We start from the raw sequence: 22,554 nt of genomic DNA, 5'->3' as shown, positions 1-22,554 counted from the left end.
ACGGCCGCGCCTTGCCGCGCGGAAGCATTGGAGAAGAAAGATGACCATGTTTTCCCCGAGCACCATCCAACCCGCGATGTCAGGCACGTCGGGCGGATTCGTCCGCTGGATCGGGATTTGGGCGCACGCTTTGGCCGCTTTTTGGGTGCGCCGGGCCGCGATCAAGGCGCTCCGGGAACTGGATGACCGCGCGCTGCGCGACATCGGGCTGCACCGCAGCCAGATCGAGTCTGCGGTCGGCGGCGCGTTCAATCCGGATATGGGACGGATGCGATAATTCTACTTTGCATGGGGTCGTTTTCGCGATTTTGTGTAGGCGCTCAGTGCCGCACCACCAGCACCGAGCATTTGGCGTAGCGCACCACATGCCCGGCGTTGGAGCCGAGGAAATAGGTCCGCATCGCCGGCCGGTGCGACGTCATCACGATCAGGTCGGCCTTCATCGCCGCGGCTTCCTCGAGGATCTCGTGATAAATGCCGCCCTGACGCACCACGGTCGAGATGCGCGACGGCTCGATGCCGGATTCCCGCGCCACGATGGTGAGCGCCTCCTCGGAGGCTTCGCGCTGCTGGGTATCGAAATCGGCGGGCACATATTCCGCCAGCATCACCGGCGTCATCGGCAAGACGTTGAGAAGGCGGACCGCGCCGCTCCAGGTCTGCGACAGCGTCGCCGCCGTCGCGATCGCGGGTTTCGCCAGATCGGTATCGGCGAGATCGATCGGCACGAGAATGGACTTGAACATCTGCCCCTCCATTTCCGCGATCAGCCTAGCATAAAAACGCCTTGTGTCCGGCTCAGTCGCCCGAAGTTTGCTTCAGCAGCTTCGGGCTGACGAATTTCGCCAGCCGTCCGCGGCGGAAGGCCACGTCGCCCCAGTCGTCGACCTCGAAGTCGAATATCGCAAGGCCGGATGTCGGCAGATTGTCCGAGAGCGCCTTGCGCCCCGCGGCGTCGCCGCTGCCGGCAAGCATCAGCGCCAGTTCATGCATTCCGGGATTGTGTCCGACCATCAGCAGGACTTTCGGATCGGTTGTTGCCGCGGCGTGAACGGCTTCCAGCAGTTGCGACGGTTCGGCGCCATAGAGCTCCGGCGAGAGCTCGACCTCGGGCTGTGGCGCCAGAGCCTTCATCGCCTCCCAGGCGATGTCCCAGGTCTGGTTGGCCCGAACCGCCGTCGATACCAGCACGAAATCGGGGAACGGCGGATGCCGGCCGATCCAGCCGCCGATTTCGGCGGCATCGTTCCGGCCGCGGTTGTCCAGCCGGCGGTCCTGGTCGCGGCCCGAGGGCGCGTCGTGTTCGGTCTTGGCGTGACGCAGCAGCATCAAACGGCGCATGGCGCTATCTCGATTCGTTTCAGGCATCGCGGATTAATGTACAAGCTCATGCCCGGGACAAGGTGACAAGCGCCGGATCGGTCCGTAAGAAAACGACATGAGCGAGACTTTCACAAGCGCGACCAACGGAGCCGATGCCGCCGGGATGCCGGCGCGCTCGCGGCTTTCGTTCGATCTGGATGTCGATATCTGCGTGGTCGGGGCGGGGCTTGCCGGCCTCACGGTGGCGCTGGAGGCCGCCCGGCTCGGCGCCAGCGTCGCCGTGCTCGAGGGCCGGCATATCGGCTGGAACGCGTCCGGCCACCAACTCGGCACGGTCATGCCGGGTTACAGTCTTCCGATCGGCGAGCTGATCGCGCGTATCGGCCTCGATGATGCCCGCGAACTGTGGTCGCTGTCGAAGGAAGGCGCCGAATATGTCCGGGCCAATGCCACCGAGGAGCAGATTCCGGGCATCGCGCTGAGCGAGGGGGCGCTGGAGGTCTCCAATGTCGAGGCCGGCGACGCGTTGATCAGCCGGCTGCAGATGCTCGGCGGGGACTTCGATACCGAAGTCGAGGGCTGGCAGGTCGACCGCGTGCGCGCCGAGCTCAAGACCGATCATTATTTCCACGGTGTGTATTATCCGAGGGCGTTCCAGCTCGACGGCCGCAAATATCTCCACGGTCTTGCCGAGATGGCGCGACGGGCAGGGGCGCGGATCTTCGAGGACACCCCGGTGGTCAGCATCGATCCTTCGGGCATCCGCAAGCGGATCGTGACGCCATCGGCGCGGCTGCGCGCATCGCATATCGTGCTCGCCGGCAACGTCCATCTCGGTGCGCCGCTGCGGCGGCTGTCGGAGACACTGCTGCCGGTCTGGCGCTACGCCGCGGTGACCGAGCCGCTCGGCGGGCGCCTGGCCGATGCCGTGACGTTCCGGGGATCGGTGAGCGACAGCGACGGCATCGACCATTTCCGGATCGTCGAGGGCGACCGGCTGATGTGGGCCAGTCCCGAAACCACCTGGGCGGCGCGGCCGGAGCGCTTTGCGCCGGCGATCCAGCGCCGGATCCAGACCATCTTCCCGCAACTCGGAAAGGTCGGGATGTCAGAGGTCTGGGGCGGCGTGGTCGGGGAGACCGTGCATGGCATGCCGCAGATCGGCCAGTTGCGTAAGGGGCTGTGGGTCGCCAGCGGCTTCGGCCGCCAGGGCTTGAACACGACGGCGATGGCCGGACTGCTGGTGGCGCGAAGCATCCTGTGGGGCGACGAGCGCTGGCGGCTGTTCTCGCCGTTCGAACTGGTCTGGGCGGGCGGCGCCACCGGCCGCGCCGCCGGATATGCCATCGGGCTGTGGGGGCGGGGAAGTGCCGCCGCCGCCGGTGCGCTGGCCCGTTACCGGGAGAGGGCGCGGCTCAAGGAGCAGCTGCGCGAGGCGCGTCTGGCCGAGGCCAACCGGCAGGCCGGGACCCGGCCGCCTCGTCCCCGCCCGCCGCCGGGCCGACCGCGTCCGCAGCCGCCGCCTGCAGCGAATGCCGCCGACGCCGAGGGATCTCCGCCCTAGAATTCCCGCGCAAGCCGGAGAGGGTGGGATCCTCGCAACAAAGTGAGAAATTTCGTTCGATATCCGTGTAACTTCCGCGGGCGCGCGCCGTATTTAGCAGCGAACCGCCATTTCGCTTCGCACGGAGACCATCATGATCGACCGCCGTATCCTGCTCGCATCCGTCGCCAGTTTGCTCGGCCTCGCCGCCTTCCGCTGGCTGCGAGCCTCGCCCGCACAGGCCGCCGAAAAGTTCGAGATCGAGAAGACCGATGCCGAATGGCGCGCGCAGCTGACGCCGCAGCAGTACGAAATCCTGCGCAAGCATGGCACCGAGCGCCCGGGATCTAGCCCGCTCCTCAAAGAGCACCGCAAGGGCATATTCGCCTGCGCCGGCTGCGACCTTCCGCTGTTTTCCTCGGAAACCAAGTTCGAGAGCGGCACCGGCTGGCCAAGCTTCTATCAGCCGCTGGAGAACGCCCTCGGCAAGACCGAAGACCGGGCCTACGGGATGTTGCGGACCGAAGTGCACTGCCGCCGTTGCGGCGGCCATCTCGGCCACGTTTTCGACGACGGCCCGAAGCCGACCGGCCTGCGCTACTGCATCGACGGCTTCGGCCTGGTGTTTCATCCGGCCGCAGCCTCGGCGACCTGATCCCGAGGGCCGTGCGCCCGGCAATTGTTGCCCGCCCCGGCAATTGTGCCCCGGTCTCTGGACCGGGGCTTTTTATTTAAGCAGCTGATTCATATCGATTTTTAATCTGGCATAGCGCTTGCGACACTTTCCTTCGATTGCGGCCATGGTTCAAGGGATCGGCGGGCCGCCCGGATTGAATTTGGAGAAAGTGTCATGGGTATTTTCGGCGCTCTTACGACCTCCGTCTCGGGCCTGCGCGCGCAGTCCTATGCGCTGGAAAACATCTCCGGCAACATCGCCAACTCGCAGACCACCGCTTTCAAGCGGATCGACACCAGCTTCCTCGATCTGATTCCGGACACCGGCGTCAACAATCAGCTCGCCGGCAGCGTCACTACCGGATCGCGCGAGACCAACACGGTGCAGGGCGACGTGCAGAGCGCGTCGGTGTCCACCTACATGGCGATCAACGGCAACGGCTTCTTCGTGGTGCAGAAGCCCGGCAGCTTCACCGACAACCAGCCGGTATTCTCGGGCGTCGACAACTACACCCGCCGCGGCGACTTCGCGCTGGACAAGAACGGCTACCTGGTCAATGGCGCGGGCTATTATGTCGAAGGCGTCGGGATCGATCCGGCGACCGGCAACATGACCGGCAGCGTGCCGCAGGTCTTGAAGTTCGCCAACGACTTCCTGCCGGCAGTGCCGACATCGGTGGTGAATTATCGCGCCAACCTGGCGAGCTATCCGCTGACCACCAGGCACGACAATTCCGTTCCGGGCTCGGAATTGCTGCGGCCGGCGGATTTCGCGTCCGGCAATCCGCGCTCGCTCGGCACGCCCGCAGCGCCTTACGTCGATGCGACGACTACGGGCGCCGCCAGGAATAACAAGGCGGCGATCCCGGCGGCGAACACCGCCGCGACGTTGTTGTCCGGTGCGATCGGCACGGATTCGCTGACAACGAATTTCGTCGCCGGTGACACCATCACGGTCAACAGCATCGTCATCACCTTCGTGGCGGCGGGCGCGGTCGGCAACCAGCTGAACGTCACCGACAACATCGGAACGCTGCTGGCCAAGATCGATTCGATCACCGGCACGGCAACTGCGTCGTCGATCAACGCCAGCGGCGCCATTACCCTGCACACCGGCATTACGTCCGATCTGAGCGTCACCAGCTCCAACACCACGGCGTTCGGGGCACTCGGCCTGAACAGCCCCGTGAACGTGTTGCGCAGCGGCGGCGGCACGGCTGGCACCGGACAGGTGCTCGGCAGCGATCTCCAGGCCTTCATCAACGAATCCGTCAGCGGCGGAGCGGTGACGGCCTACGACATCTCCGGTTCGCCGGTCAGCCTGCAACTGCGCTGGGCCAAGGTCGACACTTCGTCGCTCGGCGCCGGCCACACGGATACCTGGAATCTGTTCTACCAGGTCAATTCCAACGCCACCGGCGCCAATCTCGCCTGGCAGAACGTCAACACCGACTTCACTTTCTCGCCGAACGGCCAGATGAACCCGGCGATCGCCGGCATCACTCTGACCGCGCCGACCATCGGCGGCGTGCCGCTCGGCAACATCGCGATCAACTTCGGCGCCGGCGGTGTCACCCAGTTCGCCGACTCCAACGGCAACGTGAAAGTCAACCAGATCCAGCAGGATGGCTTTCCGGCGGGGTCACTGCAGACCGTGTCGATCGGCGAGAACGGCCGCGTGGTCGGCAACTACTCCAACGGCCGCAACATCGATCTGGCGCAGATCTCGGTCGCGACCTTCAACGGCACCAACTTCCTCAAACGCATCGACGGCGGCGCGTTCGAGGCGACGGACCAGTCCGGCTCGGCGCTGTACGGCAGCGGCGGGACGATCGTCGGCTCGTCGCTGGAAAGCTCCAACACCGACATCGCTGACGAGTTCACCAAGCTGATCGTCACCCAGCAGGCCTATTCGGCCAACACGAAGGTGATCACCACAGCCAACTCGATGGTTCAGGATCTGCTGAACGTGATGCGATAGGTCGCGTACATGGACGGTCTGATCCGACAGGGAATTGAAACGGGAAGCTTGTCATGAGTCTCAGTCAAGCCCTTTCGATTGCCATGTCGGGGCTGCGCGCCAACCAGCTTGGGCTGTCGCTGACCTCGTCGAACGTCGCCAATTCCGACACGCCTGGCTACATTCGCAAGACCGTCAACCAGGTGCAGACGGTCTCCGGGGCGATCGGTGCCGGCGTCAGCGTCACCGGCGTCAATCGCGAACTCGACCTGTATCTGCAGCAGCAGATACGCACCGAGCAGTCCGGCGCGTCGTACGCCGACCTGCGCTCCTCGATCCTGAGCAGCCTGCAGTCGATCTACGGCGCCCCCGGCAACACCGGAACGCTGGAAACCGCGTTCAACAAGCTGGTCACCGCGGTGCAAGCGCTTTCGACCAGCTCCGACAGCCAGTCGGCGCGGATCGGCGTGCTCAATGCAGCGCAATCACTGACGCAGCAGCTCAACAGCATGTCGGGCGGCATCCAGTCGCTGCGCAGCCAGGCGGAATCCGGGCTCAATTCGGCGGTCAGCACCGCCAACACCGCGATGCAGCAGATCGCCGATCTCAACGCCCAGCTTCAGAGTGGTAACACCACCGATGCCGCGGCCGCGGCCCTGAAGGACCAGCGCGACCAGTATGTCAATCAGTTGTCGCAACTGATGGACATCCGCGTCATCGACAACGGCAACAATCAGATCCAGATCTTCACCAATTCCGGCGTGCAACTGGTCGGTGCCCAGGCCTCGACGCTGTCGTTCAATCCGCAAGGCACGGTGACACCGAACACCCAGTGGGACGCCGACCCGACCAAGAGCACGCTCGGCACCCTCACGCTCAATTTCCCGAACGGCGGTTCGCTCAACCTGATTCAGACCAATTCGATCCGCTCCGGCACCATCGCCGGCTATCTCGAGCTGCGCGACAACACGCTGGTGCAGGCGCAAACCCAGCTTGACCAGTTTGCCGCCAACATGTCGAGCCTGTTGTCCGACAAGACCACGGCGGGTACTGCGGTGAGCTCGGGGCCGTCGAACGGCTTCGATCTCGATCTGTCCGGCCTGCAGAACGGCAATGTAATCCATCTCACCTATACGGATGCCAGCAACGTCCAGCATCAGCTGTCGCTGCTGCGGGTCGACGATCCGTCGGTGCTGCCCTTGTCCAACAGCGTCACTACCGATCCCAACGATCAGGTGATCGGTATCGATTTCTCCGCCGGCATGGCTTCGGTGACGAGCCAGCTCAATGCGGCGCTCGGCTCGGCCGGCCTGCAATTCTCCAACGTCGGCTCGACGCTGCGGGTGCTCGACGACGGCACCGGGACGGCGACCGTGAACGCCGCCTCCGTGACGTCGACCACATCATCGCTGCTGGGTGGCAGCGGCGAGGTGCCGTTGTTCACCGACGGCAACAGCCTTTATACCGGCGCCATCACCGCGGCGGGCCAGCAGTCGGTGGGGCTCGCGGCGCGCATCCGGGTGAACAGCCAGATCGTCGGTGATCCGTCGAAGCTGGTGCAGTACAACGCGACGACGCCGTCCGGCGACACCATGCGACCGGATTTCCTCTACCAGCAGCTCACCACCGGCAAGTCGCTGTATCCGGCGTCGACCGGTTTTGGCACCTCGGCGACGCCGTTCCAGGCGACGCTGTCGAATTTCTCGCAGCAGATCGCCAGCGCCCAGGGCCAGGCGGCGGACACCGCCAAGCAGATCGCCGACGGTCAGGACGTGGTGCTGAGCACGCTGCAAGAGAAGTTCAACACCCAGTCCGGCGTCAACATCGACGAAGAAATGGCGCACTTGCTGTCGCTGCAGAATGCATATGCGGCGAACGCGCGGGTGATGTCGACCGTCAAGCAGATGTTCGACGCGTTGCTGCAGATCTAACGTTATGTTTTGGAGTAGGACATCATGACGGTCAGCGGCGTAGGCATCAAGACATCAATTCTGGCATCGCGAATCCTGAATCTGCAAAGCCGGTTCGACGATCTGCAGACTCAGCTGGCCACTGGCAAGAAATCGAACACCTATGCCGGCATGGGCGCCAACCGCGGCTTCGCCATCGGGTTGCGTGCGCAGATCAGCAACATCGACGCTTTCGCGGACACGATGACCAACGTCAGAACGCGCATCGACGTCGCCAACGCAGCACTGACGCGGATTGTCGGGATCGGAACCACGGTGCAGGGCGCGGCGACGACGTCCTCGACCCAGATCACCAGCAATGGCCAGACCATTGCCCAAGGTACGGCACGCAGTTCGCTCGACGAGATGCTGAGCCTGCTGAACAGCCGGTCGGGCGATCGCTATCTGTTTTCCGGGCGCGCCACCGACACGCCGGCCGCGGCGGCGACCGACGACATTCTCAACGGCGTCGGCGCGCAGGCGGGCCTCAAGCAGCTGATCGCGGAGCGCAAGCAGGCCGACGTCGGCTCCGGCACCGGTCGGCTGACACAGGCGACGCCGACGGCGACGTCGATTTCATTGACCGAGGACGCCGGTCCGTTTGGCCTGAAGCTCGTCGCGATCACCTCGTCGGCCGCAAGCGTCACGATCACCGGGCCGGCCGGCTCGCCGGCCACCGAGTCGCTCGATCTCGGCGCGACCAACCTGAACGCTGGCGACACCATCACGCTGGCGTTCAATCTACCGGACGGCACCACCGAAAACGTGCAGTTGACCGCGACCACGACGACGCCGCCGCAGGCCGGCCAGTTCCTGATCGGCGCCAACTCGACCGCGACCGCCGCCAACCTCAACACTGCGTTGACCACCGCCGTCGACGGCCTCGCCAACGGCGCCCTGGTCGCGGCGTCCGCGATGAAGGCGTCCAGCGAATTTTTCAGCGGCAGCCCGGTGCCGCGCGTCAGCGGTCCGCCGTTCGCCACCGCGACGGCGCAGGTGCCCGGCACGGCTGCGAATACGCTCTCCTGGTATAGTGGTGAAACCGGCACCGACTCCGCGCGCGGCACCGCAGTGGCACGCGTCGACGACGCCATCACCGTGCAATATGGCGCCCGCGCGAACGAGCCGGCGCTGACGGCGCAATTGCAGACCATCGCGGCCATGGCCGCCATGACCACCACGACCGGCGACCCGAACGCCAGCGCCCAGATCGGCGCGCTTTATCAGCGGGTCGCGACAAAACTTCTGGTGCAGACCGGCCAGCAGAGCGTCCAGGACATAGCGGCGGATTTTGCCGGTGCGCAAACCGCGATGAAGTCGGCAGCAGATCGCCAGACCCAGACCCGGAACACCGCGGAGACGATGCTGCAATCGATCGAAGGCGTCACCGACGCGGAGGTCACGGCGAAACTGCTCGCCGTGCAGAACAGCCTCAACGCGTCGTACCAGACGACTGCGATGCTGTTCCAAACCACGCTGCTGAGATACCTCTAGGGTGTGCTGTCCGGCCTAGGTTTGCTCGGCGCATCGGGCGGGCCATTTGGGGTGGCGCGCAGACCCGCGCTTCCAGCGTTTTCGGCCTTCACGCCCGGCAACGACGAACAACAGGATCGTCTGCGCTTTCCCGGGGATTGAAAAGCACGACACGTTTCCAGCCTGCGCCGAAGTGCGAGCGAAGGGCGCCTCAGGAACGGCGCCCCACGCGCAATGTTCGGATTTGCTTAAGACCTGAACGCCGGCTCGCCCGCCGATGGCTTCGGATACTCCCCACCATCTTCACCTTTTCTTCACCATGATTTTGGAACCGGCGCGGTAGCACCGTATATCTGCCGGGTCCGATTCATTTTTCATTGATCATTTGGTTTCAGGGTGCCCGGGTGCGGCCAAGAAGGCCGCGCTGTTGCGTAACACCAGAAAGGTTGTGTCCATGTCTCTCTCCAACATTACGCTCTCGTCTTCGGTTCGCCAGAACCTGCTCTCGCTGCAGGACACCGCGAACTTGCTCTCGACCACGCAGACCCGCCTCGCCACCGGCAAGAAGGTCAACAGCGCGCTCGACAACCCGACCAACTTCTTCACCGCCGCCGGCCTCGACGCCCGCGCCAGCGACATCGGCAACCTGCTCGACAGCATCGGCAACGGCGTCCAGGTGCTGCAGGCCGCCAACACCGGCATCACCTCGCTGTCAAAGCTGGTCGATACCGCGAAGTCGATCGCCAACCAGGCGCTGCAGCAGCCGGGCGGCTACAGCACCAAAGCCAGCCTCAAAACTGACGCGCCGTCCGGCGCCGGTGCGCTCGCCACCCCAGGTACCGCCACCGATCTGACCAACGCCGGCACGAACTCGCTGCAAGGTAAGACGCTGATCTTCAAGACCTCAGCGACCGCGACGACTACACTGACCATCAGCAATGTGGCCGGTGCCGGCAATGTCAACTCGATCGACGCGATCAACACGGCGCTTTCGACGGCTGGCGTTCAACTGACCGCAAGCGTTGACACTACGGGTGCGATTACCTTCACGTCTTCCAACGATGCGGCTTCGCAGACCATCACCAAGACCGGCGCCTTCGCTGCGCCGCCCGCTGGTTCGTCGAGCTCGGTGGATATTTCCGGCACGGTTGGCACCACTGCGGCGGTTACCGCGGCGGTCGCCGACGTCAACTCGCAGAACACCCGTGCGGGTCTCGTTGCTCAGTACAACCAGATCATCCAGCAGATCACGACGACGGCGCAGGACGCGTCCTTCAACGGCGTCAACCTGCTGAACGGCGACACGCTGAAGCTGGTGTTCAACGAAACCGGCAAGTCGACGTCGACGATCGCAGGCGTGACCTTCAATCCGAACGGTCTCGGCCTGGGCGCGGCCACCGTGGGCACTGACTTCATCGACAACGTCGCCACCAACAAGGTGCTGACCGCGCTGAACACCGCCAGCACCACGCTGCGCTCGCAGGCCTCGGCCTTCGGTGCCAACCTCTCGATCGTGCAGATCCGTCAGGACTTCTCGAAGAACCTGATCAACGTGCTGCAGACCGGGTCGTCCAACCTGACCTTGGCCGATGCCAACGAGGAAGCGGCCAACAGCCAGGCGCTGTCGACCCGCCAGTCGATCGCGGTCTCCGCGCTCGCGCTCGCCAACCAGTCGAACCAGAGCGTTCTGCAACTCCTGCGCTGATTTCAGCGAACTATTCGATCCATCACGGCGGCGGGGCTTCGGCCCCGCCGTTTTTTTGTGTCTGAGGTCCTGGCGCCGAAAACCGGCGCGAGCGGGGCATTAACCATGCCCAATAAGGTACCGTTAACCACCTTTTAAAAGCTTTCGTTCATAACGTCTCTGGGTGAAGTCACGTAGTCCGTTGGCGCGGGAGAAGTCGCCGGCGATGCACACTTGAGGAAGGCGTTGAATATGTCCGATATCGTCCTGACGGCGGCAGTCCGCCAGAACCTGCTGTCCCTGCAGAACACCGCCGATCTGCTCTCGACCACGCAGACCCGCCTCGCCACTGGCAAGAAGGTCAACAGCGCGCTCGACAACCCGACCAACTACTTCACCGCCGCCGGTCTCGATGCCCGCGCCGGCGACATCAGCAATCTGCTCGACAGCATCGGCAACGGCGTGCAGGTGCTGCAGGCCGCCAACACCGGCATCACCTCGCTGCAGAAGCTGGTCGACACCGCCAAGTCGATTGCCAACCAGGCGCTGCAGCAGCCGACGGGCTACAGCACCAAGTCCAGCATTCAATTCACCGGCACGGGCGTCGGGGCCGCCCCCGCAGGTCCGGCGACTGCCGCCAACCTCGCGAGCAGCAAGCTCAACGGTGGTGTTTTCACCTTCACCAATTCCGCGGGCACCGCTGTGACGATCACTGTCGGCACGGCTGCCGCGGCCTTCGATCCCACGACCAAGACGGCGACCGTCAAAACTCTCGACCAGCTCAACACGGCGCTGGCAGTGGCGGGCGTCAACCTGTCGGGTTCGATCACCGGCCCGGACGATCTGACCTTCACGTCCACCAACGATGGTGCGGGTCAGACGATCACCGGCACTGCGGCTCCAACCGCGCCGGCGGCGCTCGACGCGATCAACATCAGCGCGAACGCGCTCGGTGGCGGCGCCGGCGGTGCAGTCGTTGCAGCGGTTCCCGATGCGGTGTCCCAGAATGCGCGCGCCACGCTCGTCGCGCAGTACAATCAGGTCATCCAGAACCTGACGACCACGGCGCAGGATGCATCGTTCAACGGCATCAACCTGCTGGACGGCAACTCGCTGAAGCTGATCTTCAACGAAACCGGCAAGTCGACGTTGACGATTGCGGGGGTCAACTTCGACCCGAACGGCCTCGGACTCGCAACGCTCACCGCCGGCACCGATTTCATCGACAACGTGTTGACCGGCAAGGTGCTGACGGCGCTCAACGCCGCCAGCGCCACGCTGCGCTCACAGGCCTCGGCGTTCGGCGCCAACCTCTCGATCGTGCAGATTCGTCAGGATTTCGCGAAGAACATCATCAATGTGCTGCAGACCGGTTCGTCCAACCTGACCTTGGCCGACTCCAACGAGGAGGCGGCCAACAGCCAGGCGCTGTCGACCCGGCAGTCGATCGCGGTCTCCGCGCTCGCGCTCGCCAACCAGTCGCAGCAGAGCGTGCTCAAGCTCCTGCAGTAGACCGGAGCAACGTTCGAGCCATCAAAACGGCGGGGCAGGGTCCCGCCGTTTTTCATTGAAGCCGCGACGGAGCCGGCCGGCAACACCCATAACTTGCTCCGTTGATGAAGCAAAAGCCTTTTTTTTGATGCAGTTTTGCATTCGAATGTTCGGGTATTGTTCCTGATGATTCGTGAAATCGTTTCCGGACACGCGCTCTGCGACGCTGCGGTTTGCAAGGGATGAGGCGATGGCGCTGAAGATTGAATTGAGGCCGTTCGAGCGGATCATTATCGGCGAAAGCGTCATCACCAATTCGGAGACGCGAACCCACTTTTTTATCGAGGGCGAAGCGCCGATCCTGCGCGAGAAGGATATCTTGACGGCGGAGACGGCCAATTCCCCGGTGAAGCGGCTCTATCTCTGCGTACAGATGATGTATCTGGAGAAGGACATCCCGAAGTACCAGGAGCTTTATATGGGCTTCGTCAAAGATTTGCTGGAGGCGGTGCCGAGCTTCAGGCCGCAGATCGAGGCCTCAAGTAAGCTAATTTTAAGCGGCTCGCTTTACAATTCGCTAAAGGAAATCCGCAAGCTTATCAAGCTGGAAGAGGAGTTGCTGAGGTGACGAATGTCTAGTGCTGCCGCCAAGGCCTACTCACGTGTTGCGACCACCACCGCCTCCCCCCGTGATATCGAAGCCCAGGCCCTGCTGAAGGCGGCGAACAAGTTGCAGGCTATCGTCACCAATGAAAATGCGACGATCGAGCAGACCTCCGAAGCGCTGATGTTCAATCGCAAGCTGTGGGCGATCTTTCTCGGCGACGTCTTGCGCGACGAAAACCAGCAGCCGGTGGAGGTGCGACAGAACATCGCCAACATCGGTATCTTCGTTCTGACCCAGACCATGGCGCTGCAGATCAGCCCGCAGGTCGAGCACATCGAGCCGCTGATCGAGATCAACCGCAATCTCGCGGCCGGCCTCAGCGGCCGCATGTGAGTCGCAGCGGGCATCAAGCCGGAAGGTTGAGCTATGGGTGACATCTTCAGCGTTCTCGCGGCTGGCTACACGGCCAAACCCCCGACGCCCCCGTCGCACACGACCTACGTGCCCGTCGATGCCACGCTGTGGGAAGGAACCTGGAAGGGGACCTATTCGACGGGCGAGAAGTTTTCCTTCACGGTGTCCAACGTGGAGGGATTTCGCGCGAAGGTGAGATATCAGAGCGGCAACGGTCCGATCAAATACCAGGACGTCCTGATCAAGGACAACGCCTTCAGGGTGGGCGACTCTAAATTCTTGCTGTCGAAGGCCGGCCACGGCACGATCAAGACCGTGGTCACCAATCCCGCCACCGGGCAGTCGACCCTTAACTCGGCGCCGGTCGATAGAACCTGATTGTTGCGAACTTTGCTTCGGCGCGATCAACATCACGACCACCAGCGATCGAATGCGGCGGGGAAAACTCCGCCGCTTTTTTTTGGCTCCACGTAGCGAGCAAGGCCGCCAATGCCCGGATTCCGTCACATTTGGTAACCGTTGCTAACCATATTTAAAGGCACGGATTGTATGAAAGTTGGGCAGTTTTGAAGTTCCCCAGCGGTCCTGCGAACCGCTCCATTGAGGTCGTGAATGTCCAATGCCGCCCAAGCCTACGCGCGTACGTCACATGCGACGGCATCTCCCCGTGAAATCGAGGCGCAGGCGCTCCTGAAGGCTGCGAGACAGCTTCTGGACGTCCAGGCCAACTGGACCGGTCCCGACAAGAACATGCACGACGCGCTGCTCTTCAATCGCCGGCTGTGGTCGATCTTCATGAGCGCGGTCGAGACAAACGACAACCCGCAGCCGCTGGAAATTCGTCAGAACATCGCCAATATCGGCGTGTTCGTGATGAAGCAGACGGTCGACATGCAGCTGAATCCGGATCCGGCAAAACTGAAGTCGCTGATTGACATCAATTGCAACCTCGCCGCGGGTCTGTCAGGCAAGGTCTGATGGCTGGAGGGCTTTGGTAAGGAGCGGGATGGTCGATCCTGCTTTATCAAGGCAACTGGACCGGTTAGTTCGCCAACGTCGAATCGTTCGAGATCGCGATCTTGAACGTGCCCCCTTGGATCAAGCCTTGCGGTCGGTGGCGAGTAGCCGCGTCGGCGCCCCCCTCGTCAGGTCGAGGGTGCGGAAATAGGCGCGGCGGCGCAGGATCGCCTCGTCGGGAAATTGCCTCACCACCAGGCTCGTTTTTTCGTCGACCACTTGATAGACGATCGACGCCGCGGCGCGATCGATCACCACCTGATGCGACATCGAAGAGTTGGCGACGTCGGAATCGATCCGCGCACGCAGGCTCGCGTCCACCACCGTGACGCTTTGCGCCTGCGGCAGTTCGGTCGCGACCGCCTGGTCAGCCGCTTCGCTGACGGGCGGCGCCACCGGTGTGGCAACCGGCGCCCCCACCGGTCTGATGTTGAAATCCATACTCATGGCAGCCTCCTGGCTTCCCTCGAGTCAAATCCCAACCCCTCTCTGGGCGCAACTATGCCCGGTACCTCTCAACACTGAGTTAGAGAATGCGATGAATGCGGCGCTGAAATCGGCGCGTCAGTTTGATGAAAATTGTCGGTATTTGGCGCCGCGAGCTGCGGCTTGCTCAGAGTGAGCGGCTGACCGTCAGCGGCGTGATGTTGCGCGGTCCCGGAGTCGCGCGCTGTCCGGAAGCCGTGTAGGTGCTGGGAATGTTGCGGCGCTGAATCTCGGTATTGACGCCGCGCACGATGCCTTCGGACACCGCGTGCGCCGTCGCCAGCACCGTGAGGTTGACCTGCAGCATGGCGCGAAATGTATCGTGATGACGATGCAGCGTGGTCAGAAGCTCGGGTGCCTTTTGCGTGAGATAATGCTGGCTGGCCTTCAGATGCGCGACCGCGCCGAGATAGCAGCGGGACAGCTCGGCCTTCTGCGCTTCGAGCGCGATCGCTTCGCGCACCTTGCCGGCGCGAACCAGCTCGGTTTCGCGCTCGATGACGGCGAGCAGCGCGTTCATGGCGTCCATCAGGCTCTCGGCAAGCTTGCGGGCCTCGGCGGGGGACGATGCCACCGGAATCGGCGCGGGCGCCTGCTGCCATTGAGGTTGCGCATTCATGTCGGTATCCCTTTCGATCAGCCGGCGCGCTTGGCTTGCTGCAGGATCAGCGTGCGATAGACGTCGGTGGAAATACCGATGCCGCCGGCCTTGGCGAAACTCTTCGAATATTGTTCCGTCAGCATCGAGCGCCAAACGCCGGTGCCGGTCGTGCTGCCGAACGGGCCTTCACCCTTGATGCCGCTGGTCATTTGCGCGAACATCGAATTCAGGAACACCGCCTCGAAGTCCTGCGACGAAGCCTTGGCCTTGGCCTGCGCCTGCGGCGAGACCTTCGTCAGCGCCTCGGCGAGCTGGTAATCCGGACGGCCGTAGCGCATCGGCATCGCTGCCTTGGCGGGCGTCGCGCCGGTGGCCGGGTTGATCAGGCTGGCCGGCATCACATCACCTCGATGTCGGCCTGGATCGCGCCGGCGGCCTTGATCGCCTGCAGGATGCCGATCAGATCGCGCGGGCCGATGCCGAGGCCGTTGAGGCCGTCGACCAGCTGCTGCAGCGATACGCCGTCCTTGACGACCGCGAATTTCTTGCCGTCCTCGGAGACGCCGACGCTGGTTCGCGGCGTCACCACGGTTCGTCCGCGCGAGAACGGATTGGGCTGGCTGACCTGCGGGCTTTCGGAAATCGTCACGGTGAGATTGCCCTGCGCGACCGCGACGGTGGCGACGCGGACGTCGCGGCCCATCACGATGATGCCGGAACGTTCGTCGATCACGATCTTGGCGGCGAGATCAGGATCGACCTGCAACTGCTCGATCTCGGTCAGGAAGGCGACGACATTGCCCTTGAATTCCGAAGGGATCGCCAGCTGCACGGTGGAGGGATCGATCGGCTCGGCGGTCTTGACGCCGAGAAAGTCGTTGACCGCCGCGGCGATGCGCTTGGCGGTGGTGAAATCGGCATTGCGCAGCGCCAGCCGCACATTGGGCAGGCGGTTGAGCGCGAATTCGATCTCGCGCTCGATGATGGCGCCGTTGGCGATGCGGCCGACGGTCGGCACGCCGCGGACGATCTTGGCGGCCTCGCCCTCGGCCTGGAACCCGGAGATCGCGAGCGAGCCCTGCGCCACCGCATAGACGTTGCCGTCGGCGCCGAGCAGGGGGGTGACCAGCAGGGTGCCGCCCTGCAGGTTCTTGGCGTCGCCGAGCGCGGAGACCGTGACGTCCATCCGCGTGCCCTGGGTGCCGAAGGCGGGCAGGTTGCCGGTCACCATCACGGCGGCGACGTTGCCGGTTCGGATGGTGGCGCCGCGGATATTGACGCCCATGCGCTCGAGCATCGCCTGCAGCGACTGCTTGGTGAAGGGGATGTTGTTGAGGGTATCGCCGGTGCCGTTGAGGCCGACGACGAGGCCGTAGCCGATCAGCTGATTCTGGCGCACGCCCTCGATGTTGGCGAGATCCTTGATCCGCGAGGTCGCGCCCGCGGGCATGGCCGATAGCGCCAGCGCCAGCAGCGCGGCGCAGGCCACTCCAAACACGGTGTTCGAACGGACGCTTGGCATCCTCTGCTCCCCACGAGGTCTTCGGCTGGACCGCCTGGCCACTCCCATGACGGCGATCCGGCATTAACTATGCGAGCTCCGTGCCACGCCCTGCTTATCTCGTAAGATATTGATATATAATAATAATCGTTACGCGTTCGACGCGCCTCTGCGCCGCCGCAACGGCGAAACTGCCGCATCCCGGCAGATTCTGCCGGGTGATTTACGCTTCGTTAACCACAAGGGGGCGAAGCTGCCGCCTACACCCGCGAGACAGCACGATGCGCATCTACGGACCGAACGGCACCACAATCGGGTCTCAGACCGGCAATACCAAGCGCACCTCCTCGACCGGTTTTGCGTTGCCCGACACCAATCCGACCGCGGAGACCCGTTCCGCTGCGCCGCCGAAGGCAGCCGGGAACATCGATGCGCTGCTGGCGCTGCAGGGCGTCGAGGACCCGGTCGAGCGTCGCAAACGTTCGGTGCAGCGCGGTAGAGGCGCGCTTGACGTGCTGGACGACCTCAAACTGGGGCTGTTGTCCGGCAATTTCGACGCTTCCACGGTGAGCCGGCTGCGCGACGCCGCCGCCAACCTCAAAACCTCCTCCGGCGATCCCGGCCTCGACGCGGTCCTGTCCGAGATCGAGCTGCGGGTCGAAGTCGAACTGGCCAAAGCCGGGCAGTTCTGACCCCGCCCAGGCCGGGGCGGCGCTTTTTCACAGGTTCCTGCGCGAAACCCCGGGAAACCCTTGCGCCCGCAGGCTTTCCCGCTTCGGGCGATATTGTCTGTCACAACACGTCGCTATATAAGGCGCGCGCGGACGGACCATTTCCGCCCGCCTTGCACGTGAAGATGGGCTGGCCTTGGAAAAGTTGAAGAATTATCGACCCTCCGAAAAAGAGCCTTTCATGAACGACCGCCAGCGCGATTATTTTCGCGCCAAGCTTCTGGCGTGGAAGGACGAAATCCTGCGCGAATCCCGCATCACGCTGCAGACGCTGCAGGAAGAGAACGTCAATCACCCCGATCTCGCCGACCGCGCCTCGTCGGAAACCGACCGCGCGATCGAACTGCGCGCCCGCGACCGCCAGCGCAAGCTGATCTCCAAGATCGACGCAGCGCTGCAGCGCATCGAGGACAACACCTACGGCTATTGCGAGGAGACCGGCGAGCCGATCTCGCTGAAGCGGCTGGAAGCGCGCCCGATCGCGACGCTCTCGGTGGAAGCCCAGGAGCGCCACGAGAAACGCGAGAAGGTCTATCGCGACGAGTAATTGTGGCCGCCGCGTGCGGCCATTTTGTTGTCTCGTTTGCGGACCCGTTTGGCGGTTATCGCTTCGTTTCCCGATCGGCGCGAAGGTCGGTCTCGTAGTCGCGTCCGGCATAGGCAATCGTCACGATTTCTACCCGCGTTTTCAGCACCCGATAGGCGATGGTCACGCGCCGTTCGAAGGCAACCGTGCGTAGCCCCGGCGTGAGATCGTCGCGCCTGGTGCCCCGATTTGGAAACGTTCCCAGCGACGTGCAAGCAACCTCGATGCGGTCGATGTAGCCGCCTGCATTGGCCAAACCGGATGCTTCGGCGATGTAGCGATAAAGCGCGAGCAGGTCCGCTTCGGCTTGTGGCCGAAAGAAGACCTTAAGTGCCACGCTTGCTCGTCTTCATCGTCCTTCCATGAACCGCCCGCAGACGTTTGAACACGTCAGCTGCAGGAACGCTCTTCCGAGGATCGGCAAGCGAAGCAGCCACCTTGGTACGGAGGTGGTCTTCGATAGCCGCTTCTTCCCGGTCGAGCGCCCGCAGTGCCGAACGCAGTATTTCACTGGCGTTGTCATAGCTACCTGACTTGAGCCGCTTTTCGAGGCTCGCCTGCATCGGTCCGAGTGTAACTGTGATAGGCTTGCTTGTACGCATAGTCTGGTTCCCTGTTCACCAACGAGTTTAGCATATGAGTATGACGATGTCATACAGTTGACCCAAAAAGGCCTTGTCCGATGGACAAAATTCTCGCGGCCGCAAAGGCCATCGCTACCGCCCGCCGCAATCGAACGCCGCTCGCCGCGCTGCCGCCCGACATCGCCCCGCGGGACGAGGCCGAGGGCTACCGCATTCAGCGCGCGCTGCACGATCTATTGTTGCCGCATGCCGGCGCCATGGTCGGCTACAAGATCGGCTGCACCTCTGCGGTGATGCAGCGATACCTCGACATCCCGCACCCCTGCGGCGGCGGCGTGTTCGCCAAGGGCGTGCACGACAGCGGGACGCGGCTTGCGGCAAGCGACTACGTTCGCGTCGGCGTCGAATGCGAGATCGCGGTCAAGCTGGCGCGCGACCTGCTGCCGACGGAAGCGCCTTTCACCGCGGAGTGGGTGGGCGAAGCGGTCGAGGCCTACTACCCCGCGATCGAGATCGTCGACGACCGCTACGTCAAATGGGAAACCATGGGCGCGCCCACTCTGGTGGCCGACGATTTCTTCGCCGCCGGCTGCGTGCTCGGCGAGGCCGTGGAGCGAACCAAAGCGCCCGACCTGCTCAAGGTCACCGGCCGCGCCGTCATCAACGGCGTCGAGGCCGGCCGCGGTACCGGCGACGACGTGCTCGGCCATCCCCATAATGCGCTCGCCTGGCTCGCCAATCATCTCGCCGCCGAGGGCAGGGGACTCCATGCCGGGCAGATCGTGCTGACCGGGAGCCTGGTGAAGACGGTGTGGCTCAAGGCCGGCGACAGCGTGACGATGGAGCTGGCGGGGCTGGGGAATGTGGAAGTCGCATTCACCTGACACGACGATGACGCGATCCCGGGCCGGCGAAAGGATTTCTTAACCGGGAACCCCGTTGTGATCGGCGACATCGGTCGATCCGGCCCGGCATTTGATATTCGTTTAGGGTTCTCCGCGTTGATGGCGCAGGTGTCCGCGCGTCGCGAGGCGGGCGGCATCGGAAAGCGCACCGATCCTCTGCGAGCGAGAGCCCACCGATGGACGATTCAGTTCAGGTCCACTGCACCCGCTGCAGGAACGTGTTCCGGGATCGGGCGCGACGGCTTCAGAACGGCTATTCCAGACAGTGCCCCTGTTGCGAGGTGGTGCTGTTCTTCGAGGAAACCTCCCCCGACAAGAATATCAAGCGCGCGATGACCTCGGCGCGCGGCGTGCGCAAGGCGTTGCGCGAAGAGGAAATGGCTGGCCCGCCGAAGGCCGTTCGCGGCACGCGCCGGTCGTATTGAGAGGCCTCGCTTCGACGTCATTGCTTTGCGAGGAGGGTCGCGCGAAATCGCGCCCGATGACAGGCTCCGCGACGCAATCCAGCTCTCGTCCCTAATTCGCCTTGCCCGTCTGCCGCTTGAGTTCCCCGATCAGCGCCGCCAAATTCCGGTCTTCCGGCGTGAGGATCGCGAGCTGTTCGGCGTAACCGAGCGCGGCGCCGGCATCGCCGGCGGTGCGGCTGAACGAAACCAGCGCCCCCAGGATGTCGCGATCGTTGGGGTGGCGCTTCAAGGCTTCCTTCAAAACGGCCATCGCTTCGTCGCGGCGTCCGCCGGAATTGAGCGCGACGGCGTGGACATAAGCGTAGCGCGCTTGATCCGGCTCGAGCTCGGCCGCCTTGCGCAATTCGGCGAGCGCGTCATCCGGCCGCATGAGCCGGCTCAAGGTCAGGCCGAGGGCGTGATGCGCGGCGGCATCGCGCGGCGACGCACCGAGCGCGGCGCGCAGCACGGCCTCGCCGTCGGTGTCACGACCGCGTTGCCGATAGAGGTCGGCCAGATTGATCGCCGCCGTCGCATATTGCGGGCTGAGTTTCAGCGCGGCCTTGTACTCGGTCTCGGCATCGTCGCTCCGCCCGCGCTGGGCGAGAAAATTTGCCAGCGAGGTGCGGGCTTCCGGCCGCTCGGCATTGGCGCGCTGCGCCGCGATGAATTCCGTGGCCGCCTGGTCGAAGCGCGCGCGATCCGCCGGCGGCTGGCTTGCGGTGGGGACGGCCGCGAGCAATGAGGCCGCCCTGATCCGGACGCCGCGCACGGGATCGGCGAGCAGCGGAGAGGCAATCGGCCAGATCTGATTGGCCGGCACGTTCTCCAGCATGTCGAGCGCGCCGATCCGCGCCATCGGATCGGGATCGGCAAGGGCTGCTCGCGCGGTCGCGATGTTGGCCGGGGAGATGCGGGAGGCGAGTTCTGAAAGCGCGCCGGCGCGCGCGACGGCCGGCGCATTCTTGTCCGCGGCGATCACGCCGAGCAGGGCTGCGGCATCGGCCGCATCGGTTCGCGCGGCATGGAACGCCGCGCCATAGTTCTGCAAGCCCTTGCGGTCGGGACCGAACCATCGCTCGACCGCGGCGGCGGCCCATTGCGCCGGCTTGTCGCGGTGGCAGTCGTTGCAGGCGTTCGGCGTCCCCAGCGTAACCGACAGATCGGGACGCGGCACGCGAAAGGCGTGATCGTGCCTGATATCGACCACCATGTAGGTGCGGGCCGGCATGTGGCACGAGATACAGGTCGGGGCTGCGTCGGCGCTGGCGTGACGGCGATGTCCGGCGTCGGCATACTTGTCGGACGCATGACATTGCAGGCAGACGCCTTCGCCTGAAGCGCGAAGCTTCGCGCTGTGCGGCTCGTGGCAATCGCTGCAGGTGATGCCGGCGGCGAACATCTTACCCTGCTTGAACGGCGTATAATTATACGGCTCCTCGACGTCGCGAAGCTGGCCGTCGGCATGATAGGTGGTGCGCGCCAGCGCTTCGACCGCGTGGGTCTGCGACAGCCACTGGCCGGGCACCCAACCGGCGTGGAACGCGGCGCGGCGCGCGTGGCACAGGCCGCAGGTCTCGACTTCCTTGCGCAGCGTCGCCGGCGCGAGGCTGCGCCGTGCGTTTCCGGTCTGCGCGTCGATCGGCCAGGCGACGTTGCGACGCTCGTCGAAACGCACCAGCAATCCCTTGCTCGAATCCTGCTGCTTGCCGAACGGCCACCAGCTCTGCCGGCCGCGCGCCCATGCGGCGTGATGCGAGCCCTGGCCATGGCAGGCCTCGCAGCCGACGCTGATTTCCGCCCATGTGGTGGCGAAGCGATCGGCCTTGGCGTCGTAGTTTTTGGCGACACCGGTGGAGTGGCACTCCGCGCACATGAAATTCCAGTTCTGGTTCAGTTTGGTCCAGTGCAGGATATCGTCGTGACGGATTTCCTCGTTGGGTGAGAGGTGAAACCAGCGGCGGCCGCCTTTGGCTGACGGCCTCGAATCCCAGGCGAGCGACAGCGCCTGGATGCGTCCGTCAGGGAATTCGACGAGATATTGCTGCAGCGGATCGATGCCGAAAGTGTATTTCACCTCGAACACGGCGAGCTTGCCGTCGGGGCCGTCGGTCTCGACGAGAAATTTGCCATCCTTGCGGAAGAAGCGCGAACGCACGCCGAAATAGTCGAAGCTGGCGTCGTTGAAATCGCCGAGCACGGTCTTGTCGGTGGCGTGCTGCATCGCGGCCTTGTGCTGCGAGGCATTCCACAGCTTTGCCTCCGCCTGATGGCAGCCTGCGCAAGTCTCGCTGCCGACGAAGGTCGCGACGGCAACGGTGGCAGTTTCGGGACGGGTTGGCGACGGTTTGCCATTGAACCACGATTGCCATAACAGGCCGCCGGCGAACACAGCCATGGCAACGGCAGCGACCGCGAGTACCATGGCGCGCATTGTGAACGGCTTTGCAACGCCGTCCGGCGTCTCCCGTTTTGAAACCGCGGAGTTAGGCTCGGAGCGCTTAATCGAATCTTTGCCGCTGCGAGAACGTCGGGATTTTGCCAAGCGAACAGTCCTTCCCGGCGCAATCTAGGACAA

Annotated in this window: 25 protein-coding genes; 16 read left to right on the top strand and 9 right to left on the bottom strand. The window is 64.0% G+C overall.

The genetic code is table 11. The annotated features are described in order from the left end of the window. Positions 1 to 40 precede the first annotated feature (40 nt). The gene (locus tag KMZ68_RS18465) at positions 41 to 277 is read left to right on the top strand and encodes a DUF1127 domain-containing protein (RefSeq protein WP_215612616.1); all 237 of its coding nucleotides are present in this window, start codon (positions 41 to 43) and stop codon (positions 275 to 277) included. A 43-nt stretch (positions 278 to 320) separates the two neighbouring features. On the opposite strand, the gene KMZ68_RS18460 is transcribed toward KMZ68_RS18465, so the two are convergent. Both KMZ68_RS18460 and KMZ68_RS18455 read right to left on the bottom strand, forming a co-directional pair. Further along, positions 321 to 746 carry a universal stress protein gene (locus KMZ68_RS18460; RefSeq protein ID WP_215612615.1) on the bottom strand — a complete coding sequence of 142 codons (426 nt, stop codon included), beginning with the start codon at positions 744 to 746 and terminating at the stop codon, positions 321 to 323. A 52-nt stretch (positions 747 to 798) separates the two neighbouring features. After that, positions 799 to 1,341: a SixA phosphatase family protein gene (locus KMZ68_RS18455; protein ID WP_215612614.1), complete on the bottom strand. Its 543-nt coding sequence runs from the start codon at positions 1,339 to 1,341 to the stop codon at positions 799 to 801. Positions 1,342 to 1,438: 97 nt separating this feature from the next. Between KMZ68_RS18455 and KMZ68_RS18450 the strand changes: the two genes are divergently transcribed. The 11 genes from KMZ68_RS18450 to flaF (KMZ68_RS18400) all read left to right on the top strand — a co-directional run bounded on the left by KMZ68_RS18450 (position 1,439) and on the right by flaF (KMZ68_RS18400) (position 14,097). Beyond that, entirely contained in the window at positions 1,439 to 2,887 is a 1,449-nt protein-coding gene (locus tag KMZ68_RS18450) for an NAD(P)/FAD-dependent oxidoreductase (RefSeq protein ID WP_215612613.1), read from the top strand. A gap of 133 nt (positions 2,888 to 3,020) precedes the next feature. Next, a complete protein-coding gene (gene msrB, locus KMZ68_RS18445) occupies positions 3,021 to 3,521 on the top strand; it encodes a peptide-methionine (R)-S-oxide reductase MsrB (protein WP_215612612.1) in 501 nt (166 codons plus the stop codon). 195 nt (positions 3,522 to 3,716) lie between these two features. Next, positions 3,717 to 5,522 (top strand): flagellar hook-basal body complex protein, encoded by a 1,806-nt coding sequence (locus KMZ68_RS18440; protein WP_215612611.1) that lies wholly within the window; start codon positions 3,717 to 3,719, stop codon positions 5,520 to 5,522. Positions 5,523 to 5,575: 53 nt separating this feature from the next. After that, positions 5,576 to 7,432 (top strand): flagellar hook-associated protein FlgK, encoded by a 1,857-nt coding sequence (gene flgK, locus KMZ68_RS18435; RefSeq protein ID WP_215612610.1) that lies wholly within the window; start codon positions 5,576 to 5,578, stop codon positions 7,430 to 7,432. Between the two features lie 24 nt (positions 7,433 to 7,456). Continuing rightward, a complete protein-coding gene (locus tag KMZ68_RS18430; protein WP_215612609.1) occupies positions 7,457 to 8,944 on the top strand; it encodes a flagellar biosynthesis protein FlgL in 1,488 nt (495 codons plus the stop codon). Between the two features lie 433 nt (positions 8,945 to 9,377). Continuing rightward, positions 9,378 to 10,628, top strand: a complete 1,251-nt coding sequence (locus KMZ68_RS18425; RefSeq protein WP_215612608.1) for a flagellin N-terminal helical domain-containing protein — start codon at positions 9,378 to 9,380, stop codon at positions 10,626 to 10,628. 231 nt (positions 10,629 to 10,859) lie between these two features. After that, a complete protein-coding gene (locus tag KMZ68_RS18420; RefSeq protein ID WP_215612607.1) occupies positions 10,860 to 12,119 on the top strand; it encodes a flagellin N-terminal helical domain-containing protein in 1,260 nt (419 codons plus the stop codon). A 229-nt stretch (positions 12,120 to 12,348) separates the two neighbouring features. After that, entirely contained in the window at positions 12,349 to 12,726 is a 378-nt protein-coding gene (flbT, locus tag KMZ68_RS18415) for a flagellar biosynthesis repressor FlbT (protein WP_215616393.1), read from the top strand. Positions 12,727 to 12,729: 3 nt separating this feature from the next. Further along, positions 12,730 to 13,098 carry a flagellar biosynthesis regulator FlaF gene (gene flaF / locus KMZ68_RS18410; protein ID WP_215612606.1) on the top strand — a complete coding sequence of 123 codons (369 nt, stop codon included), beginning with the start codon at positions 12,730 to 12,732 and terminating at the stop codon, positions 13,096 to 13,098. A 33-nt stretch (positions 13,099 to 13,131) separates the two neighbouring features. Beyond that, entirely contained in the window at positions 13,132 to 13,497 is a 366-nt protein-coding gene (locus KMZ68_RS18405; RefSeq protein WP_215612605.1) for a hypothetical protein, read from the top strand. 234 nt (positions 13,498 to 13,731) lie between these two features. Then, a complete protein-coding gene (flaF, locus tag KMZ68_RS18400; RefSeq protein WP_215612604.1) occupies positions 13,732 to 14,097 on the top strand; it encodes a flagellar biosynthesis regulator FlaF in 366 nt (121 codons plus the stop codon). A gap of 120 nt (positions 14,098 to 14,217) precedes the next feature. Here the strand turns inward: flaF (KMZ68_RS18400) and KMZ68_RS18395 are convergent, their stop codons facing one another. From KMZ68_RS18395 to KMZ68_RS18380, 4 genes are all read right to left on the bottom strand, one after another. Beyond that, positions 14,218 to 14,583 (bottom strand): hypothetical protein, encoded by a 366-nt coding sequence (locus KMZ68_RS18395; protein WP_215612603.1) that lies wholly within the window; start codon positions 14,581 to 14,583, stop codon positions 14,218 to 14,220. Between the two features lie 166 nt (positions 14,584 to 14,749). Further along, positions 14,750 to 15,241 (bottom strand): hypothetical protein, encoded by a 492-nt coding sequence (locus KMZ68_RS18390; protein WP_215612602.1) that lies wholly within the window; start codon positions 15,239 to 15,241, stop codon positions 14,750 to 14,752. A gap of 17 nt (positions 15,242 to 15,258) precedes the next feature. Next, on the bottom strand, positions 15,259 to 15,567 hold the full coding sequence (gene flgJ / locus KMZ68_RS18385; RefSeq protein ID WP_371741479.1) for a flagellar assembly peptidoglycan hydrolase FlgJ: 309 nt from the start codon (positions 15,565 to 15,567) through the stop codon (positions 15,259 to 15,261). Between the two features lie 53 nt (positions 15,568 to 15,620). Next, positions 15,621 to 16,745 carry a flagellar basal body P-ring protein FlgI gene (locus tag KMZ68_RS18380; protein ID WP_215612600.1) on the bottom strand — a complete coding sequence of 375 codons (1,125 nt, stop codon included), beginning with the start codon at positions 16,743 to 16,745 and terminating at the stop codon, positions 15,621 to 15,623. Positions 16,746 to 17,005: 260 nt separating this feature from the next. Here KMZ68_RS18380 and KMZ68_RS18375 point away from each other — a divergent pair, with 260 nt between their 5' ends. Together KMZ68_RS18375 and dksA are read left to right on the top strand one after the other, a co-directional pair. Next, positions 17,006 to 17,416, top strand: a complete 411-nt coding sequence (locus KMZ68_RS18375) for a flagellar assembly protein FliX (protein WP_215612599.1) — start codon at positions 17,006 to 17,008, stop codon at positions 17,414 to 17,416. 220 nt (positions 17,417 to 17,636) lie between these two features. Beyond that, positions 17,637 to 18,002, top strand: coding sequence for an RNA polymerase-binding protein DksA (gene dksA / locus KMZ68_RS18370; protein ID WP_100382788.1), 366 nt, complete (start codon positions 17,637 to 17,639; stop codon positions 18,000 to 18,002). A gap of 55 nt (positions 18,003 to 18,057) precedes the next feature. Here dksA and KMZ68_RS18365 read toward each other — a convergent pair whose 3' ends face one another. Both KMZ68_RS18365 and KMZ68_RS18360 read right to left on the bottom strand, forming a co-directional pair. Then, the gene (locus KMZ68_RS18365) at positions 18,058 to 18,378 is read right to left on the bottom strand and encodes a type II toxin-antitoxin system RelE/ParE family toxin (RefSeq protein WP_215612598.1); all 321 of its coding nucleotides are present in this window, start codon (positions 18,376 to 18,378) and stop codon (positions 18,058 to 18,060) included. Continuing rightward, positions 18,368 to 18,643: a ribbon-helix-helix domain-containing protein gene (locus tag KMZ68_RS18360; protein WP_215612597.1), complete on the bottom strand. Its 276-nt coding sequence runs from the start codon at positions 18,641 to 18,643 to the stop codon at positions 18,368 to 18,370. The genes KMZ68_RS18365 and KMZ68_RS18360 overlap by 11 nt, the downstream gene beginning before the upstream one ends. An 80-nt stretch (positions 18,644 to 18,723) precedes the next feature. Between KMZ68_RS18360 and KMZ68_RS18355 the strand changes: the two genes are divergently transcribed. Next, complete coding sequence (locus tag KMZ68_RS18355; protein WP_215612596.1) at positions 18,724 to 19,509, top strand: 2-keto-4-pentenoate hydratase; 786 nt, start codon at positions 18,724 to 18,726, stop codon at positions 19,507 to 19,509. Positions 19,510 to 19,706: 197 nt separating this feature from the next. Next, positions 19,707 to 19,955, top strand: coding sequence for a hypothetical protein (locus KMZ68_RS18350; RefSeq protein ID WP_215612595.1), 249 nt, complete (start codon positions 19,707 to 19,709; stop codon positions 19,953 to 19,955). Positions 19,956 to 20,046: 91 nt separating this feature from the next. Here the strand turns inward: KMZ68_RS18350 and KMZ68_RS18345 are convergent, their stop codons facing one another. Further along, complete coding sequence (locus KMZ68_RS18345) at positions 20,047 to 22,410, bottom strand: tetratricopeptide repeat protein (RefSeq protein WP_371741352.1); 2,364 nt, start codon at positions 22,408 to 22,410, stop codon at positions 20,047 to 20,049. Positions 22,411 to 22,554 lie beyond the last annotated feature (144 nt).

This window comes from Bradyrhizobium sediminis (assembly GCF_018736105.1).
In the GTDB taxonomy this organism is placed as follows: Bacteria; Pseudomonadota; Alphaproteobacteria; order Rhizobiales; family Xanthobacteraceae; genus Bradyrhizobium.
Note: the sequence above shows the minus strand (reverse complement) of the source record. Positions and strands in the feature narration are given on the sequence as shown.

Bases quoted from the DNA above. Each gene is read 5' to 3' on its own strand.
- KMZ68_RS18440 (WP_215612611.1), top strand. From the start codon at position 3,717: ATGGGTATTTTCGGCGCTCTTACGACCTCCGTCTCGGGCCTGCGCGCG.
- flgK (WP_215612610.1), top strand. From the start codon at position 5,576: ATGAGTCTCAGTCAAGCCCTTTCGATTGCCATGTCGGGGCTGCGCGCC.
- KMZ68_RS18430 (WP_215612609.1), top strand. From the start codon at position 7,457: ATGACGGTCAGCGGCGTAGGCATCAAGACATCAATTCTGGCATCGCGA.
- KMZ68_RS18360 (WP_215612597.1), bottom strand. From the start codon at position 18,643: ATGCGTACAAGCAAGCCTATCACAGTTACACTCGGACCGATGCAGGCG.
- KMZ68_RS18350 (WP_215612595.1), top strand. From the start codon at position 19,707: ATGGACGATTCAGTTCAGGTCCACTGCACCCGCTGCAGGAACGTGTTC.
- KMZ68_RS18425 (WP_215612608.1), top strand. From the start codon at position 9,378: ATGTCTCTCTCCAACATTACGCTCTCGTCTTCGGTTCGCCAGAACCTG.
- flbT (WP_215616393.1), top strand. From the start codon at position 12,349: ATGGCGCTGAAGATTGAATTGAGGCCGTTCGAGCGGATCATTATCGGC.
- KMZ68_RS18380 (WP_215612600.1), bottom strand. From the start codon at position 16,745: ATGCCAAGCGTCCGTTCGAACACCGTGTTTGGAGTGGCCTGCGCCGCG.
- dksA (WP_100382788.1), top strand. From the start codon at position 17,637: ATGAACGACCGCCAGCGCGATTATTTTCGCGCCAAGCTTCTGGCGTGG.
- KMZ68_RS18390 (WP_215612602.1), bottom strand. From the start codon at position 15,241: ATGAATGCGCAACCTCAATGGCAGCAGGCGCCCGCGCCGATTCCGGTG.
- KMZ68_RS18395 (WP_215612603.1), bottom strand. From the start codon at position 14,583: ATGAGTATGGATTTCAACATCAGACCGGTGGGGGCGCCGGTTGCCACA.
- flaF (WP_215612604.1), top strand. From the start codon at position 13,732: ATGTCCAATGCCGCCCAAGCCTACGCGCGTACGTCACATGCGACGGCA.
- KMZ68_RS18465 (WP_215612616.1), top strand. From the start codon at position 41: ATGACCATGTTTTCCCCGAGCACCATCCAACCCGCGATGTCAGGCACG.
- KMZ68_RS18420 (WP_215612607.1), top strand. From the start codon at position 10,860: ATGTCCGATATCGTCCTGACGGCGGCAGTCCGCCAGAACCTGCTGTCC.
- KMZ68_RS18460 (WP_215612615.1), bottom strand. From the start codon at position 746: ATGTTCAAGTCCATTCTCGTGCCGATCGATCTCGCCGATACCGATCTG.
- KMZ68_RS18375 (WP_215612599.1), top strand. From the start codon at position 17,006: ATGCGCATCTACGGACCGAACGGCACCACAATCGGGTCTCAGACCGGC.
- msrB (WP_215612612.1), top strand. From the start codon at position 3,021: ATGATCGACCGCCGTATCCTGCTCGCATCCGTCGCCAGTTTGCTCGGC.
- flaF (WP_215612606.1), top strand. From the start codon at position 12,730: ATGTCTAGTGCTGCCGCCAAGGCCTACTCACGTGTTGCGACCACCACC.
- KMZ68_RS18455 (WP_215612614.1), bottom strand. From the start codon at position 1,341: ATGCGCCGTTTGATGCTGCTGCGTCACGCCAAGACCGAACACGACGCG.
- KMZ68_RS18450 (WP_215612613.1), top strand. From the start codon at position 1,439: ATGAGCGAGACTTTCACAAGCGCGACCAACGGAGCCGATGCCGCCGGG.
- KMZ68_RS18355 (WP_215612596.1), top strand. From the start codon at position 18,724: ATGGACAAAATTCTCGCGGCCGCAAAGGCCATCGCTACCGCCCGCCGC.
- flgJ (WP_371741479.1), bottom strand. From the start codon at position 15,567: ATGCCGATGCGCTACGGCCGTCCGGATTACCAGCTCGCCGAGGCGCTG.
- KMZ68_RS18345 (WP_371741352.1), bottom strand. From the start codon at position 22,410: ATGCGCGCCATGGTACTCGCGGTCGCTGCCGTTGCCATGGCTGTGTTC.
- KMZ68_RS18405 (WP_215612605.1), top strand. From the start codon at position 13,132: ATGGGTGACATCTTCAGCGTTCTCGCGGCTGGCTACACGGCCAAACCC.